The organism is Rhodoferax sp. (assembly GCF_044236835.1).
In the GTDB taxonomy this organism is placed as follows: Bacteria; Pseudomonadota; Gammaproteobacteria; order Burkholderiales; family Burkholderiaceae_C; genus Allorhodoferax.
This window is the reverse complement of sequence record NZ_JBIIGC010000023.1, coordinates 1-15,726: the sequence shown is the minus strand read 5'-3', so window position 1 is coordinate 15,726 and position 15,726 is coordinate 1. Positions and strand designations below refer to the sequence as shown.

The window sequence follows — 15,726 nt, the reverse complement described above, 5'->3', positions numbered from 1 at the left end:
CCGTGCAGCCACGCTGTGGCAAGGGCACGGTGCATTCCATAATGTTTTGCATGCAGCCCAGCGAAGCCCCTGCGCCCTCCACACCACCCACCACGGCCCTGCTGCTCACAGGCGGTGGCGCGCGCGCGGCCTACCAAGTGGGCGTGCTCGAAGCCATTGCCAGCATCCGCCGCGAGTGCGGTGCCCAGGCACAGCCCAACCCCTTTCCCATCATCGTGGGGACCTCGGCGGGGGCCATCAACGCCGCAGCGCTGGCCTGCGGTGCCGACGACTTTGACAGCAGCGTGTCACTCATCGCCACCACCTGGCGCAATTTCCACGCCCACGAGGTCTACCGCGCCGACCACCTGAGCATGCTGCGCTCGGGCGCGACCTGGCTGACCTTGCTGTCGCTGGGCTGGATATTGGCGAAGTTTCGGCGCGTCAAGCCCAAGTCACTGTTGGACAACGCGCCGCTGGGCCAGCTGTTGCAACGGCTGGTGCCCCTGGAGCGGCTGCCCGATCTGGTGCGGCAAGGCCATCTGCAGGCGCTGGCGGTGTCGGCATCGAGCTACAGCACCGGCGACCATGTCACGTTTTTTGAAGGCGACAAGCGCCTGATGCCCTGGGTGCGCACCCAGCGCTATGCGGTGCGCGACCGCATCACCCACGAACACCTGCTGGCGTCCAGCGCCATCCCCTTTGTGTTCCCCGCCACTGCCTTGCACATCCACGGCCGCCACGAGTTTTTTGGCGACGGCTCCATGCGCCAAAGTGCACCGATAGCGCCCACCATCCACCTGGGTGCGCAGCGCGTGCTGGTGGTGGGCGCGGGCCGAATGCACGAGCCCAAAGGCGAAGCGCACCTGCACACCACCAACGCCTACCCCAGCCTTGCGCAAATTGCCGGCCACGCGCTGTCCAACATCTTTCTGGATGCGCTGGCGGTGGATGTGGAGCGGGTGCGGCGCGTCAACCAAACCCTGCAACTGGTGCCCGAGGCCGCCCGCCAGGCCAGCAACCTCAAGCCGGTGGAACTGCTGGTGATCGCACCCAGCCAACGCCTGGACGCCGTGGCCGCCCGCCACGTGCACGAACTACCCCACGCGGTGCGCACCATGCTGGGCGGCGTGGGCGTGTCCTCCGAGAAGGCCGACGTGAAAGGCGCAGCCTTGGCCAGCTACCTGCTGTTTGAGAGCGGCTACACCTCGGAGCTGATGGCGCTGGGGATAGCGGATGCGCAGCGGCAGCGCGCGGAGATATGTCGGTTTTTTGGGTGGACGGATCCGGCTGCTGGGCCCGCAAGTGAGCCTGGCGCGGGACGGCCGGAGCGCAGGACGGATCCGTTGCGGATTCGGATCACCTAAGGCGGTTGAAAAATCGCAGCAAGTAGTGTCCCCAAAAATGGGGCCCTCCCCTGCGACCACTGTGGCGTGAACGTTCGAGTCAGCAACCATCAGGGGCCGACAAAAGCGTTTACACGCACAGGCCGTTTCAATATCAAAGTTGGACCCGTCTTGAAAGGGCAGAGACTCAATCTACTTCCTTGGCAGATCGATTGAAGCTGAACCCCAGCAGATTGCGCGCGCTGCGCAAGTTTTCGAGATACGCTGGCATGTTTTGGGTTGGAACTGAATCCGACAAGCTTCGATAGGAATCCATAAGGGTCAAAAGACCTGGTGAAAACTTGACGGAGCTTTCGACTTCAAAAGCAGGATCTTTGACTTTAGACGCTTCCGCCTTGAAGGTCCACGATTCAGGTAGCAGCACATAGGTGGTTTGCCGCACAGTCACTGGGTGCTGCAACCCCAATGGCTCGGTGCGTACCCTATCTCGCGGAGCACGCAAATAGTCGTTCACATCCGGGCTGGCAGCATACGCTGTCATTCGGTTATCTTTGTCCGCGGTCCAAAAATCAGGAATTGCGTAGTATTCGGTGAACGTAAGCTGGTTAGTGGCCAAGTTATCATTCAGCTCAAAAGGGCGAACAACTACAAGGTTCGGATAAAAATCCGCAAAGAAGTTAACCAGTCGCTTTTGCACCTCCTCAGCAGAATCATTGGCCAACTGGTTACGCATGCGTTCTGCGCTCAAACCTTCCAAGACTGTGGTCACAGTAAAGGGCACGGGTTGGTGCATGCCCGCCTTGCTATCAAACACAACCAGCACATTACGCTTGTACTCGGCAGCGCTACGCGGCAGCATTTCAGTGAGGCCCAATTCTCGCGGCTCCAAAACCAGCGCATATCCAAAGTCGGATTGAGAAATATCCTGCAGCCCCCCCATCTGTGGCTGCAAAGTGGGGTCAAGCCAGAAAAATGCATCACCGATTTTGGCTCGGACAATCACATGATCAAATGCGCCGGGCGAGGGTTGCCATTGCGCAATCGCCCTTTCATACCTGGTGTTTACCAATGCAGGGCTCGCCTGGATATCTAATGCCTTCAACAGAGTGAGGGTCAGCAAGGTTTTGTCCTTGCAGTCGCCGAATCGGCGGGACAAAACAACTTCCGGTCGCGTGGGAGCGTGCGACCCTGGACCCACCTGGACAGCAAGATAACGAATTGTCCTTTGCACATATCTCAATGCTTCCACCGTCCGGTCGGCGGGATCAGCAAACCTGCTCTTGATTCGTTGTGCCTCAGCTGCCAACTCAGCAGGGATACGTGTTGGGGGTGTATAAAGGGGCGCTGCCCACTTCACCACAGATTGCCAATCCGGGAATTCACTCCATTGCGCGCTGGGAAATGGGTCAAACCAGGCAGGCGCATCGTTGCGCACGCGAAGCGACACCATATCGCGCTGGTCCCATATGTATTCATCCCTACCGTTTACAGATCGTCGGGTTGGCTCAGGATGGTCGTTTTGCAACTTGATCGTGGGATTGCGACCTGTTTCGGTTACCAGGCGCGAATACACCTGCTGTACCGGAATACCCCACTGGGACTCAAACAAACCGTAATGCTTTCCGCCGAAAACAGGATTGCTACCACGCACACTGTATGCATACTCAACCACATCTCCAACGCGAACGTCTTCCAAAAGCAAATTCGCCGTTTTGGAACCATTGAATATCAACTTTTCTAGTGACTTTTCCCGTTGCAGAATCTTAACGGCCGATGGAGCCAGTTTAGATATCTTCTTGTCACCGCGGAGTATATCCACTGAATGTAGTAGCAACGTTTGGTAAGAAGGATCAAAACGGATCTCGATATTAGAAGAGTTCTCCAAACCACGCTCATTTTGAATTTTGAAAGCATAGTGACTATAGGAGTGCCTGTTGCTTCCTTGAATGTAAACCTGCCTGTCTGCCAGCAGATAGGAAACACCATCGCTTTGCTTGCTTTGCGATGTCACCACATTCAAATCCGGAGCGATTGGGGTAACCCAGGCCGGAAGCTTCTCGATCTTGAACTCAGGAACAACTGGCATAGCATGAGTCCAACCCACGGTCAGCACAAAACAGCAAGCCGCACTCCACGCCATCAAGCACTTTTTTGAAATTGGCAAAACTCATCTCCCATCCTAAAAGTCAAGTTCAAAACTTCCAAGAACTCAACGAGCTCGATAAACGCATTTGCGAGCTACACGCATTGTTTCGACAAAGCAACTCTGGCCGATTTACCAAGTGTTGAATTGCAACTAGGCGAATCGAACTGCGGTCTAATTTTCAGCGACCTTGATCACATCGCAAACTAAACTTGAAAAACTACTGACTGATAGCGCGATCAAGAGAACTAATATACTGCCCCGGCATCAACATATCACGAATCAGTTGCGTAGCAAGCATAATCTGATCAGCCGTCATTTTGTCCTTTATGGATAAGTGACAGGTGTCAATCACATTATCCAAATCCTTGAGACCTCTACTGGTGGTAAACCGCAAGGCACATGCTGCCACCAAACTCTTTGGAACCACATATCCAGCCTCAAACATTTGGGCCAAACTCACCCTCGCTGGGACACTACCTTGTGCAGCAGCTACTCGCAGGTAATGTAGACCGCGTTTTGTATCGACTGGGATGCCGCCGTTCGCAAGATAAAATTTTCCCAATGAATATCGCCCCTCTGTATACGCCGAGTCTGCGTACCTTTGGTACCAACATAAAGCATCGGGGGGATTGCCTGAAGTCAAATAACTTTCCGCTTTGTGAACAAATGTCTCTGGTGTTCTAGTATGCATATTTCGGCGGAAATCTCGAGCATCGCGTTCGTTCAACTGGTCTTCAGGCAAAAAAGCACAAGAATCAATAAGCTCGTTCCGATGAACACGGTTATGCGATTTAAGTCTCAATCCAAACGCAATATCAAAATCCACAGGAGCGCCCAGTCCATACTCATAAGCAAGAGCGAGTGACGTATGCGCTTCGGGCATGTCCCGCTCAGCCGCCATGCGAAACCATCTCACGCCTTCGACAGGATTTTTTGCAACGCCAATGCCTCGGATATACATCCACCCAACGCGAACTTGGGCTGGTAGATGCTGATGTATCAACGCCATCCTCAACCACCAATGGAATGCCAGCGCTTTGTCGTACCGCATGCCTGCATCAAGTTCGTACAATTCGGCCAGTGCTTCCATGCCCGGCAGATACCCCTGCTCTACAGCAAATTGGTACCACTTGATAGCCTCGGTGTGATTTTTTTCAACCCCAACACCATATTCATACGCACGACCGATTTCGAGTTGCGCTTCCGAATGCCTTTGCTCTGCCGCCAATCGCCACCACTTTACCGCAGTGGCTGCGTCTCGCGCTTTTAAACCTAAACCATTGCGGTAAATACGCCCCATCAAATACTGCGCATCCTTACGACCCTGTAAAGCACTCAAGTTAAGCCATTTCAAAGCGTCGGAGTATCTTGTTGCGTCCAGGTAAACACTGCCCAGCTTCTCTTGCGCGTCGGCATTTCCTTGCCCGGCCGACCTCAACAAAAACCGCTCCGCTTGGGCAACATCCTTAGGAACAATCCCACCTTGCAGATACTCCATACCCAGTGCAAACTGCAATTCAGGGTCTCCCGTTTGCGCTGCGAATATCAGCCACTCTGCAGCCTTCACTTTATCTGGCGCATCCCCGAATTCCCCCATGTAGAAGGCAAATAGCATCAAAGAAGCAGCGTTGCGCCCTTCCAATGCAGCGGTTTTCCAAGTGGCGAGCGCTGCCTCAACATTCTTCGGTACACCTATTCCGCAGAACTGCATGAGACCCGGAACGACGCCAGCTATTTCAAGCTCCGCTTCGGCTTGATTTTGAAGTTCTGTCAACTCGGCTGATGACAGTTGCGACAGTTGCTCTCTGAACTGCAAGCCAGTTTTTTCTTCGAGCTCAATGCAAGGGAGCGGAGGAGCAGCATGCGCTAATGCTACGCACCCCCACAACGCGGCCAGAATCAGCCTCTTCATGCGAATCCTCCCCTTTTGTGCTCTTGTCATTCTAAAAGATGACCCCGACTAAAATGTGCGGCTACCGTGTGAAAGTCCATCCTCCATGCCCCGCCAACTCTTTGTCACCACCGCCCTGCCCTACGCCAATGGCAACTTCCACATCGGGCACATCATGGAGTACATCCAGGCCGACATTTGGGTGCGGTTTCAGCGGATGCAGGGGCATGTGGTCAACTTCTGCGGGGCGGACGATACGCATGGCGCGCCGATCATGATTGCGGCAGAGAAGGCGGGCAAAACGCCCGAGCAATTCGTGGCCGACATCGCCGCTGGGCGCAAGCCCTACCTGGACGGCTTTCACATCAGTTTTGACAACTGGCACAGCACCCACTCCCCCGAAAACACGGCGCTTGCGCGGCAGATTTATTGCGACCTGCGCGACATTCCGGCCAGCCAGGGCGGCTCGCTGATCGAGCGCAAAACCATTGAGCAGTTTTTCGATCCGCAGAAAAACATGTTTCTGCCGGACCGCTACATCAAGGGCGAGTGCCCCAAGTGCCACTCCAAAGACCAATACGGCGACAACTGTGAGGTGTGCGGCTCGGTGTATGCCCCCACCGACCTGATTAACCCCTACTCGACCTTGTCGGGCGTGAAGCCAGAGTTAAAGAACTCCGAGCACTTCTTCTTCAAACTCTCTGACCCGCGCTGCGTTGAGTTTTTGGAACGGTGGACGCAAGACGGCAAGTTGCAGCCCGAAGTCGCCAACAAAATCAAAGAGTGGTTCACGGTGCGCACCAACCCGGATGGCTCCACCAGCGAGGGTCTGGGCGACTGGGACATCAGCCGCGACGCGCCCTACTTTGGCATCGAGATTCCCGATGCGCCGGGCAAGTACTTTTATGTGTGGCTGGACGCACCTGTGGGCTACCTCGCGTCCTTGAAAAACTGGTTCGACCGCGGCGGCCCCCAAGCGAAGCACGGCGACAGCCGCAGCTTTGACGACTACATCGCCGCGCCCGACACCGAGCAGTACCACTTCATCGGCAAAGACATCGTCACCTTCCACACCCTGTTTTGGCCGGCCATGCTGCATTTCAGCGGCCGCAAGACGCCCACCAACGTGTTTGTGCATGGCTTCCTGACGGTGAACAACGGCGAAAAAATGAGCAAAAGCCGCGGCACCGGCCTGGACCCGCTCAAGTACCTGCGCCTGGGCATGAACCCCGAGTGGCTGCGCTACTACCTGGCCGCCAAACTGTCGGCGCGCAACGAAGACATCGACTTCAACGCCGACGACTTCATGGCGCGGGTCAACAGCGATTTGGTTGGCAAGTTTGTGAATATTGCGAGCCGGGCGGCTAAGTTCTTGCCAGAGGGAAAGTTGGTGTCTTCGGATTTCGATGCGCACTCCCCCAAGAAAAGCAGCGACCTCTTGAAGCTAGTCGCCGAGCACTACGAACAGCGCGAGTACGGCAAAGCTCTGCGCGAAATCATGACCTTTGCAGACGAAGTGAACTATCGCTTTGACACCGCAGCACCATGGAAGCTCGTGAAAGAAGGCAAATCAGAGCTAGCCGCAGAAAAAAGTTCTGAGGCTATTCAGATGTTTCGCGTGATGACGGCCTGCCTGAAACCCGTCATGCCGGGCGTCGCGAGTGCAGTAGAAGCATTCTTACGATGCGATGCATTGAGCTTGAAAAGTGCGGCAGCACCGCTGCCAGTAGGCCACCAAATCGGCCAGTACCAGCACCTCATGCAACGCGTCACCGCCGAGCAACTCGACGCGTTGTTCGAAGTACAGGAGCCTGAGCCCCAAGCAAAGCCTGCGCACGCAGCGCCCGAAGCAGCAGCAAAAGGCAAAACGCAAGCCGCCGCGACCACGCCCACAGACCCCAACGCCCCCGGCGGCGAAGACATCGCACCCACTATCACCATCGACGACTTCGCCAAGGTCGATCTGCGCATTGCAAAAATAGTGAACTGCGAGCCGGTCGAGGGCTCCACCAAGCTCTTGCGTTTAACGCTGGATGTGGGCGAAACCGACAACGCAGGCCAACCGCGCTTGCGCAATGTGTTCAGCGGCATTGCCAGTGCCTACCAACCCGAGCAGTTGGTGGGCCAGCTCACGGTGCTGGTAGCCAACCTAGCGCCGCGCAAGATGAAGTTCGGTGTGTCTGAGGGCATGGTGCTCGCCGCCAGCCACGGCGACGACAAAGCACATCCCGGCATTTACATTCTGAACCCCTGGCCAGGCGCTGCACCGGGCATGCGTATCCACTAAGCCTCCGTCCAAAAAAACCGGCCCTTACACTAGCCCCCAGAGGTACCACCATGAGTTTTTTCCGCCGTCCCGACTACCGCTCCGACACCACGCAGTTCATTGACCAGCTCAAAGCGGCCAAGCCCACGCTGGAGGCCGAGCAACGCTCAGGCCGCGCCCTGCTGTGGGACAAGGTGGTGGACCGGCTGGCTTGGCGGGGCTACCGCAAGGCCGAGGTCGCGCAAAAACCCTACGTCTACCAAACCGAAGCCAAGTAAGCCGGCATGACCGAAGTGGTCGACCACGTTGCGGTGGCGCGCCTGTATGGCGAGCCGCTGTTTGCAATGCCGCAGGATCTGTACATCCCGCCGGATGCGCTGGAGGTGTTCCTGGAGGCCTTTGAGGGGCCGCTGGACCTGCTGCTGTACCTGATCCGCAAACAAAACTTCAACATACTCGACATCCCCATGCTCAGCGTGACCAAGCAGTATTTGGTCTACGTAGACCAGATCAGGGCGCGCAACCTGGAGCTGGCCGCCGAATACCTGCTGATGGCGGCGATGCTGATCGAAATCAAGTCGCGCATGCTGCTGCCGCCCAAGAGAACCGCTGGTGGCGAAGAGGCCGAAGACCCGCGCGCCGAGCTGGTGCGCCGCCTGCTGGAGTACGAGCAAATCAAATTGGCCGCGGCCCGCCTGAATGCAATTCCGCAGTACGGCCGCGACTTTCTGAAAGCCGAAATCGCCATCGAGCAAAGCCTGGCACCGCGCTTCCCCGACGTGCATGTGGTCGATTTGCAAGAGGCATGGCGCGACATCCTCAAACGCGCCACGCTGGTGCAGCACCACAAAATCAGCCGCGAGGAGCTCTCGGTGCGCGAGCACATGGGCATGGTGCTCAAGCGGCTGCAGGGCCGGCGCTTTGTGGGTTTTGAAGACCTGTTTGATCCCTCGCGCGGCGCGCCGGTGCTGGTAGTCACCTTTATTGCGCTGCTGGAGCTGGCCAAAGAGACGCTGATTGAGATCACCCAGGCGGAGGCTTTTGCACCGATATACGTGCGGCTGGCCTACGTACCCACCTGAAACACCCGCGCGCATCAGGCCCACTGTCTGCGGTTAGCATTCGCCCCACTTTGTAGGAGCCACCCTATGACCGAAGTCAACGCCGCTGCCCTGCACGCCACGCCCTACGGCACCTTGCCACCCGCGTCGCCCATGCCCAGCCGCAAGCCCATGAGCCTGCCGCGCCTGCAAGAAATGCGATTGCGCGGCGAGAAAATTGCGGTGATCACCGCCTACGACGCCACCTTTGCCGCCGTGGCCGACGCCGCTGGCATCGAGTGCATTTTGGTGGGCGACTCGCTGGGCATGGTCTGCCAGGGCCTGGCCAGCACCGTGGGCGTCACGCTGGAAACCATGCGCCACCACACCGAGTGCGTGGCCCGCGGCTTGCGCCGTGCACAGGGCACAGCCTGGTTGATCGGCGATCTGCCTTTTGGCACCTACCAAGAGTCCAAGGAACAGGCGTTTCGCAACGCGGCGGTGCTGATGGCCGCCGGTGCCCACATGGTCAAACTCGAAGGCGGCGGCTGGACCACCGAGACGGTGCGCTTTTTGGTGGAGCGCGGCATTCCGGTGTGCGCCCACCTCGGGCTGACCCCGCAAACGGTGCATGCGCTGGGCGGCTACCGGGTGCAAGGCAAAACCCAGGCCTCGGCCGAGCTGCTCAAAAAGCAGGCGCACGAGCTGCAGGACGCTGGCGCCACCATGCTGGTGCTGGAGATGGTGCCGCACGATGTGGCCAGTGCGATCACCGCAGAGCTGCTGCAGTGCGCCACCATTGGCATCGGCGCGGGCAATGGCACTGCCGGTCAGGTATTGGTGTTGCACGACATGCTGGGCCTCAATTTGGGCAAGATGCCCAAGTTCGTGCGCAACTTTATGCATGACGCAGGCAGCATTCGCGGCGCGATGGAAAACTACGTAGCCGCAGTCAAGAACGGCAGCTTCCCCGACAACGCGGTACACGCCTGGTAGCCACCTTTGTTTGCCACGGCAAACCTAACTCTCATTTTTCATGCAGATCGTTCACACGCTGGCCCAGTTGCGCCAGGCCCTCAGCGCCTACCGCCATCCCGCCGTGGTGCCCACCATGGGCAACCTGCACGACGGTCACCTCGCGCTGGTGCGTGCGGCCCAGCCGCTGGGCGACATCACCCTGGCCACCATTTTTGTGAACCGCCTGCAGTTTGGCCCACACGAAGACTTTGAGCGCTACCCGCGCACCCTGGAGGCCGACTGCGCCCAGCTGGAGGCGGCCGGTTGCGATCTGGTGTTTGCGCCCAGCGAGGCCGAGTTCTACCCCGAGCCGCAAACCTACAAGGTGCAGCCACCTGCCGCGCTGGCCGACATTTTGGAAGGGCAGTTTCGGCCCGGCTTTTTTGTGGGCGTGTGCACGGTGGTGCTCAAGCTCTTGGCCTGCACCCAGGCGCGCAGCGCGGTGTTTGGCAAGAAGGATTACCAGCAACTGCTGCTGATCCGCCACATGGTCCGGCAGTTCGCGCTGCCGGTGGACATCGTCGGCATCGCGACCCACCGCAGCGCCGACGGCCTGGCCCTGTCCTCGCGCAACGGCTACCTCAACCCAGCGCAGCGGGCCCAGGCAGCAGAGCTTTCGCGCGCGCTGCATGGCGTGGCAGATGCACTGCGCGCGGGCAACACCGATTACGCGGCGCTGGAGTCGCAAGCGCTGCAGTCCTTGCGCACCAGTGGTTGGGCGCCCGACTATGTCAGTGTGCGCCGCCAGACTGATCTTCAAGCCCCCGCACCCCAAGACCCGATGGTGGTGCTGGCAGCGGCGCGCTTGGGCGAAACGCGATTGATCGACAACGTCGAGGTCTGAGCGCGCGTCTAGCGCACGCGGTGCAAGCCGCGCCTGACGTCAACGGACGATTAGACCTGCCAGTGCGGCAGCGTTCGCAGTGCGGCAAGCAAGCGCTGTCCAGTGTCCTCCAGCGTTGCGTCATTGCACACCTCCAAGTGGTGGAGCGCACCCGAGGGTGTGAATGCCTGTGCGCGCTGCAGCCGCGCCTCGATCTGCGCAGCCGACTCCCGACCGCGCGCCTGCAGCCGCTGCGCAAGGATGTGCGCGGACGCGGTGATGTGCAGCACATGCAGGGCGGGGTGGGTGTGCAGCGCTTGGGGCAAGTGGCCGCGCGAACCATTGACCAACACCCAACGGGTTCCGGGCGGGCCTTGCAGCTGCGCATGGCGGACGCCGTAGTGGTGGCCATTGGCTGTCCAGTGCATGGCAAAAGCCTGCTGCTGTAACAGGGCCGAAAAACCGGCAGTGTCCACCGCCTCATGCGCTTCATGCGACCCCTGGGACCCGGGCGACGTCACCGACTCGTGCTGCGGCTGCGAGACGGCCTGCACAGGCCGGTCAATGCAGCGCTGCGCAAAGTGCACGCCTTGCGATGCCGGGATTCGCTGACGCAGCCAGGCCAGCACGCTGTCCTTGCCCGCGCCCGAGGGGCCGACCACATAGATCAGGTGGGGCATGCGGTCCCCAAGGCAAACTGTTCTAGCAACACAAAGTCTGCGCCCGGCGCGGGCTCTGCAAACAAGGACAAGCTGTCCAACCCGGTGTGAGGCAGGCCATGGAATGCCCGCTCTGCCGCCGCTTGCAGGTCAGCGCGCAGCGGCGCTGGCAGGTCGCGCAAGGGTCCGGTGAGCGTCATGTGAAAGCGGTAATGCGCCAGCACATACGGGTAACCCCACGCAAGCAGCATGGCATCTTCGCTGGCCGACAAACCAGCCTTGCGGCGGCGCTGCAGTTCCAATTCGTCCAGCGGTGCCGCCAGCGGCTGCAATTCGGTGACGCAGGCGGCTGCAATTCGGTCGATGGCGGTGGTGTCGCCTTGCGGCACCAGGGCCAGAAAGTCGCCCAAGAGGCGCACCCGCAGCGCGGGCAGTGGCACGGGCTGCAGCTGCGCGGCCAAACGGCGCAGCGCGCTGCGCAGCATTTGCAGCCCATGTCCGTCGCGCAGCGCAAAGGGGGCTTTGAGGGTGGCGTGCCAGCCGTAGCGCCGTGGCACAACGGTGGCTGCGTCCAGCATGGCAGCATCGGGCCCGCCATCGCGGGCGCTGCGACCCAACCAACGGCTGCCCGCATCGCACCAAACGCTGCCCGGTGCAGGCGCGTAGTAGACCGCGTAGCGGTGGTGCACCGGCTCAGTCATGGTGCGCCACCACCAAGTGCACCCGGTCGCCAGCAAACCAAGTCACCGCAAATTCGATGGGCACGCCTGCGGTGTCCACGTTCACGCTGTCGACACGCAGCACCGGACGGCTGGGCGGCTGGCGTAGGTGCGCTGCAACTTCGGGGTCTGGCAAATGGGCCGTGATGCGGCTCTCGCGGCGGGTGTAGTCGGCCACATCCGCGGCCAGGAACGCTGCGGTGATGGAGCCAGTCTCGGCAACCACTGCATCCAGCCCAGCAAAGCGAGGCAGCGGGAACGCCCGCTCGCTCACATGCAAGGGCACGCCCTCGGCCTCGCCCAGCACATCCAGCAGCAGCAGCTTGCTGCGCGGAGCAAGCTGCAGCGCGCTGGCCTGTGCCTTGGTGGCGCGCGTGGTGCGTGCGCGCAGCACCCGCAAACCGCCCTTCAGACCGGCGTGCGACAGGTTGTGCTGGTGGCGTGTGCGCTTGGCCAGCACCAGGTCAACCGCAAAGTCCTCGACGTAGGTTCCGCTGCCCTGGGTGCTGCGCACCAGCCCCTTGCTGCACAGGCTCGCCAAGGACTTGCGAATGGTGTGGCGGTGCACGCCAAACTGCTCGGCCAGCACGTTCTCTGAAGGAAGCCGGTCGCCCGGGCGGTAGGCGCCACGGACGATGGCATCGGCCAGGTCCGATGCGATACGGGTCCAAAAAGGTTCGCGAGGGTCGGCCTTGGCCAAGGGGACGGATGAAGAAATGCTTGTCATGAAATCTACATGCGGGCTGGTTAAGCTTCGCTGCTGCAATAAATTTGTCTATACAACTATGCACAGTACCACCGAGATGTTTCAGGCATTTGACAGCGAGGCGGTGGATCCACGCGCCGACCGACAAGCGTGGATGGCCCTGCTGGCCCGTGCGCCTTTGGACCTGCTGGAGTCTGCCTTGGCGCCTTGGTCCAGCGCTGCACCCGACTGGCTGCGCAAGCCAGAAACCGGCTTGTACATGGTGCAGGGCCGCGCCGGTGCCACCGGTGAGCGCTTTAACCTCGGCGAAGTCACTGTAACCCGCTGCGCGCTGCGACTCGCGTCGGGCGGCGCGCGCCATGTCGGTGTGGCCTACGTGCTGGGACGCCTGCACCGCAAGGCGCACCTTGCGGCGACGGCCGACGCCTTGCTGCAAGACGTGGCGCACCGCGAGGCGCTGGACGCCAACTTGCTGCAGCCCCTAAGGCAATGGAGCGCCCAGCGCAGTGCACAACGGCAGGCGCAGGCGCAAAGCACCAAGGTCGAGTTCTTTACCGTAGCCCGCGAATCCGGCGGCGCCGACGGTGACGAGGATGCCCCATGAGCGCGCCCGACCTCGCCCAGATCGGCCCAGGCTTCTCCGATGCATCGCTGGGCAGCCAGGCGGTTTTTCGCGCCGCACTGCAGGCGCTGTCGCACCCGGGCCGACCCTTCACCGTGACGTGCGACGCCCACATTCCCGATAGCGCGCATCGCGCAGCAGGCGCCGTCTTGTTGGCCATGCTCGATGCCGACTGCACCGTCTGGCTTTCGCCACGCCATGCATCGGGCAACGCGGCTTGGCTGCGGTTTCACACCGGCTGCACAGTGGTCGCCAGCCCCCACGAAGCTGGGTTTGTGTGGGTGGCCCAAGGCGATGCCATGCCCCGCTTGGACGCACTGGCGCAGGGCTCGGATGCCTACCCCGACCAATCGGCCACCTGTGTGCTGGAGACAGCAGGCCTGGATACACAGGACGGCCCCGACGCCTGGGTGCTCAGCGGGCCGGGCATACAGTCCACTACCCGCTTGCGCGCCCATGGCCTGGCCGCCGACTTCGCCGCGCAGTGGAGCGCCAACCACGGTCGTTTTCCACGCGGCGTGGATGTCTTGCTGACCAGCGCCGAATGTCTGGTGGGCCTGCCACGCACCACCCGGATCTCTACCGCAGAAGGACGCTGAGCATGTATGTCGCAGTCAAAGGCGGCGAGACCGCCATCCTCAACAGCTACCACCGCTTGGCGCAGCAGCGCCGAGGCGACCCCGCCGTGCCCGAACTCAGCGTCGAGCAAATCGGGCAGCAGCTCAAACTCGCAGTGGACCGGGTGATGAACGAAGGCTCGGTGCACGACCGCGAACTCGCTGCGCTGGCCATCAAACAAGCCAGTGGCGATTTGGTGGAGGCCATCTTTTTGCTGCGCGCCTACCGTGCCACCTTGCCGCGCCTGGGCAACAGCGTGCCACTCAAGACCAGTTGCATGGAACTGGACCGCCGGATCTCGGCAACCTTCAAGGACCTGCCCGGCGGGCAGGTTTTGGGTCCGACCTACGACTACACCCAGCGCCTGCTGGACTTCACGTTGCTGGCGCAAGGTGAAACCCACATCCGGCATGCCGCGACAGCCTCGTCGCATGAATCCGCGCAGAGCGCAGCGGCCACCACCACACCCACCCCGACCCCGCGCGTAATGGACTTGCTCAACCACGAGGGCTTGATTGAAACCCGCCCCATTCCCCCGGGCGACCCCGCCCCCAAAGACCTGACCCGCGAGCCGCTGCAGTTTCCGGCCAACCGGGCCACCCGATTGCAGAACCTGGCGCGCGCCGACGAAGGCTTCATGCTCGCTATGGCCTATTCGACGCAGCGCGGCTACGCGCACAGCCACCCGTTCGTAGGCGAGGTGCGCGTGGGCAGCGTGGCGCTGGAGATCGAGCCCGAAGAGCTGGACTTTGCCCTCTCCATTGGCGACATCGATATCACCGAGTGCGAGATGGTCAACCAGTTCGCCGGCAGCAAGACCGAGCCACCGCAGTTCACCCGCGGCTATGGGCTGACCTTTGGCCACTGCGAGCGCAAAGCCATGGCGATGGCCTTGGTGGACCGGGCGCTGCGGGCCGACGAGCTTGGCGAGGCGGTGGAGGCACCGGCGCAGATGCAGGAGTTCGTGCTCTCGCACAGCGACAGCCTGGAGGCCTCTGGCTTTGTGCAGCACCTCAAGCTGCCGCATTACGTGGACTTCCAGTCCGAATTGGAGCTGATCCGAAAGATGCGGCTCGCACCCCACGGAGATGCAGCATGAACACAAGCGACGACGCGCAGCCCTTCAACTTTGCGTATCTGGACGAGCGCACCAAACGCATGATTCGGCGCACCTTGCTCAAAGCGGTTGCGATTCCAGGCTACCAGGTGCCGTTCGGCTCGCGCGAGATGCCTTTGCCCTACGGCTGGGGCACCGGCGGCATCCAGGTCACCGCTGCGGTCATCGGACCCCAGGAGGTGCTCAAGATCATCGACCAGGGCAGCGACGACACGGTCAACGCGGTCAACATTCGCCGCTTCTTCGAGCGCACCGCCGGGGTCCAAACCACCACCCGCACCGCCGAAGCCACGCTGATCCAAACCCGCCACCGTATCCCCGAGACGCCGCTGCAGGAGGGGCAAATCATCGTCTACCAGGTGCCGGTGCCCGAGCCAATGCAGCACCTTGAGCCGCGCGAGACCGAAACCCGCACCCTGCACGCGCTGGCCGAGTACGGGCTGATGCACGTCAAGTTGTACGAGGACATCGCGGTCTACGGCCACATCGCCACCACCTACGACTACCCCGTGCTGGTCAACGGTCGCTACCTGATGGCGCCCTCGCCGATTCCGAAATTTGACAACCCCAAAATGCACATGAACCCCGCGCTGCAGTTGTTCGGCGCCGGGCGCGAAAAGCGGATCTATGCGGTGCCGCCCTACACCACAGTGGAGAGCCTGGGCTTTGAGGACCATCCGTTTGAAGTGCAGCGCTGGGACGCCGCCTGCGCCCTGTGCGGAGCCACCGACAGCTTTCTCGACGAGGTCATAACCGACGACGCTGGCAAGCGCATGC

The 15,726-nt window shown here is 60.8% G+C and carries 15 protein-coding genes; 10 read left to right on the top strand and 5 right to left on the bottom strand.

The annotated features are described in order from the left end of the window. The first annotated feature begins 50 nt into the window (after window positions 1–50). Window positions 51–1,346: a patatin-like phospholipase family protein gene (locus tag ACILRC_RS13590; RefSeq protein WP_395669916.1), complete on the top strand. Its 1,296-nt coding sequence runs from the start codon at window positions 51–53 to the stop codon at window positions 1,344–1,346. Window positions 1,347–1,512: 166 nt separating this feature from the next. Here the strand turns inward: ACILRC_RS13590 and ACILRC_RS13585 are convergent, their stop codons facing one another. Together ACILRC_RS13585 and ACILRC_RS13580 are read right to left on the bottom strand one after the other, a co-directional pair. Further along, the gene (locus ACILRC_RS13585) at window positions 1,513–3,411 is read right to left on the bottom strand and encodes a DUF3857 domain-containing protein (RefSeq protein WP_395669915.1); all 1,899 of its coding nucleotides are present in this window, start codon (window positions 3,409–3,411) and stop codon (window positions 1,513–1,515) included. A gap of 277 nt (window positions 3,412–3,688) precedes the next feature. Beyond that, window positions 3,689–5,383, bottom strand: a complete 1,695-nt coding sequence (locus ACILRC_RS13580; protein ID WP_395669914.1) for a hypothetical protein — start codon at window positions 5,381–5,383, stop codon at window positions 3,689–3,691. An 85-nt stretch (window positions 5,384–5,468) separates the two neighbouring features. On the opposite strand from ACILRC_RS13580, the gene metG reads away from it, so the two are divergent. The 5 genes from metG to panC all read left to right on the top strand — a co-directional run bounded on the left by metG (window position 5,469) and on the right by panC (window position 10,529). Then, a complete protein-coding gene (gene metG / locus ACILRC_RS13575; protein ID WP_395669913.1) occupies window positions 5,469–7,649 on the top strand; it encodes a methionine--tRNA ligase in 2,181 nt (726 codons plus the stop codon). Between the two features lie 50 nt (window positions 7,650–7,699). Beyond that, window positions 7,700–7,906: a DUF3460 family protein gene (locus ACILRC_RS13570; protein ID WP_395669912.1), complete on the top strand. Its 207-nt coding sequence runs from the start codon at window positions 7,700–7,702 to the stop codon at window positions 7,904–7,906. 6 nt (window positions 7,907–7,912) lie between these two features. Next, window positions 7,913–8,710, top strand: coding sequence for a segregation and condensation protein A (locus ACILRC_RS13565; RefSeq protein WP_395669911.1), 798 nt, complete (start codon window positions 7,913–7,915; stop codon window positions 8,708–8,710). A 66-nt stretch (window positions 8,711–8,776) separates the two neighbouring features. Beyond that, complete coding sequence (gene panB / locus ACILRC_RS13560) at window positions 8,777–9,664, top strand: 3-methyl-2-oxobutanoate hydroxymethyltransferase (protein ID WP_395669910.1); 888 nt, start codon at window positions 8,777–8,779, stop codon at window positions 9,662–9,664. Between the two features lie 40 nt (window positions 9,665–9,704). Continuing rightward, window positions 9,705–10,529, top strand: coding sequence for a pantoate--beta-alanine ligase (panC, locus tag ACILRC_RS13555; protein ID WP_395669909.1), 825 nt, complete (start codon window positions 9,705–9,707; stop codon window positions 10,527–10,529). 50 nt (window positions 10,530–10,579) lie between these two features. On the opposite strand, the gene ACILRC_RS13550 is transcribed toward panC, so the two are convergent. From ACILRC_RS13550 to phnF, 3 genes are read right to left on the bottom strand one after another with little or no spacing between them, the layout of a single operon-like run. Beyond that, window positions 10,580–11,188: a phosphonate metabolism protein/1,5-bisphosphokinase (PRPP-forming) PhnN gene (locus ACILRC_RS13550; RefSeq protein ID WP_395669908.1), complete on the bottom strand. Its 609-nt coding sequence runs from the start codon at window positions 11,186–11,188 to the stop codon at window positions 10,580–10,582. Then, a complete protein-coding gene (locus ACILRC_RS13545; RefSeq protein ID WP_395669907.1) occupies window positions 11,176–11,868 on the bottom strand; it encodes a DUF1045 domain-containing protein in 693 nt (230 codons plus the stop codon). Before ACILRC_RS13545 ends, ACILRC_RS13550 begins: the two co-directional genes overlap by 13 nt. Beyond that, entirely contained in the window at window positions 11,861–12,613 is a 753-nt protein-coding gene (phnF, locus tag ACILRC_RS13540; protein WP_395669906.1) for a phosphonate metabolism transcriptional regulator PhnF, read from the bottom strand. Before phnF ends, ACILRC_RS13545 begins: the two co-directional genes overlap by 8 nt. Before the next feature lie 76 nt (window positions 12,614–12,689). On the opposite strand from phnF, the gene phnG reads away from it, so the two are divergent. From phnG to ACILRC_RS13520, 4 genes are all read left to right on the top strand, one after another. After that, entirely contained in the window at window positions 12,690–13,196 is a 507-nt protein-coding gene (phnG, locus tag ACILRC_RS13535) for a phosphonate C-P lyase system protein PhnG (protein WP_395669943.1), read from the top strand. Then, window positions 13,193–13,813, top strand: a complete 621-nt coding sequence (gene phnH / locus ACILRC_RS13530; protein WP_395669905.1) for a phosphonate C-P lyase system protein PhnH — start codon at window positions 13,193–13,195, stop codon at window positions 13,811–13,813. Before phnG ends, phnH begins: the two co-directional genes overlap by 4 nt. Before the next feature lie 2 nt (window positions 13,814–13,815). Then, a complete protein-coding gene (locus tag ACILRC_RS13525; RefSeq protein ID WP_395669904.1) occupies window positions 13,816–14,931 on the top strand; it encodes a carbon-phosphorus lyase complex subunit PhnI in 1,116 nt (371 codons plus the stop codon). Further along, window positions 14,928–15,726: alpha-D-ribose 1-methylphosphonate 5-phosphate C-P-lyase PhnJ (locus ACILRC_RS13520; protein WP_395669903.1), on the top strand; the 799-nt coding region annotated here is incomplete at its 3' end. The genes ACILRC_RS13525 and ACILRC_RS13520, both read left to right, overlap by 4 nt.

Coding starts and splice junctions, on each gene's coding strand:
- ACILRC_RS13590 (WP_395669916.1), top strand. CDS start 51: ATGCAGCCCAGCGAAGCCCCTGCGCCCTCCACACCACCCACCACGGCC.
- ACILRC_RS13585 (WP_395669915.1), bottom strand. CDS start 3,411: ATGCCAGTTGTTCCTGAGTTCAAGATCGAGAAGCTTCCGGCCTGGGTT.
- ACILRC_RS13580 (WP_395669914.1), bottom strand. CDS start 5,383: ATGAAGAGGCTGATTCTGGCCGCGTTGTGGGGGTGCGTAGCATTAGCG.
- metG (WP_395669913.1), top strand. CDS start 5,469: ATGCCCCGCCAACTCTTTGTCACCACCGCCCTGCCCTACGCCAATGGC.
- ACILRC_RS13570 (WP_395669912.1), top strand. CDS start 7,700: ATGAGTTTTTTCCGCCGTCCCGACTACCGCTCCGACACCACGCAGTTC.
- ACILRC_RS13565 (WP_395669911.1), top strand. CDS start 7,913: ATGACCGAAGTGGTCGACCACGTTGCGGTGGCGCGCCTGTATGGCGAG.
- panB (WP_395669910.1), top strand. CDS start 8,777: ATGACCGAAGTCAACGCCGCTGCCCTGCACGCCACGCCCTACGGCACC.
- panC (WP_395669909.1), top strand. CDS start 9,705: ATGCAGATCGTTCACACGCTGGCCCAGTTGCGCCAGGCCCTCAGCGCC.
- ACILRC_RS13550 (WP_395669908.1), bottom strand. CDS start 11,188: ATGCCCCACCTGATCTATGTGGTCGGCCCCTCGGGCGCGGGCAAGGAC.
- ACILRC_RS13545 (WP_395669907.1), bottom strand. CDS start 11,868: ATGACTGAGCCGGTGCACCACCGCTACGCGGTCTACTACGCGCCTGCA.
- phnF (WP_395669906.1), bottom strand. CDS start 12,613: ATGACAAGCATTTCTTCATCCGTCCCCTTGGCCAAGGCCGACCCTCGC.
- phnG (WP_395669943.1), top strand. CDS start 12,690: ATGTTTCAGGCATTTGACAGCGAGGCGGTGGATCCACGCGCCGACCGA.
- phnH (WP_395669905.1), top strand. CDS start 13,193: ATGAGCGCGCCCGACCTCGCCCAGATCGGCCCAGGCTTCTCCGATGCA.
- ACILRC_RS13525 (WP_395669904.1), top strand. CDS start 13,816: ATGTATGTCGCAGTCAAAGGCGGCGAGACCGCCATCCTCAACAGCTAC.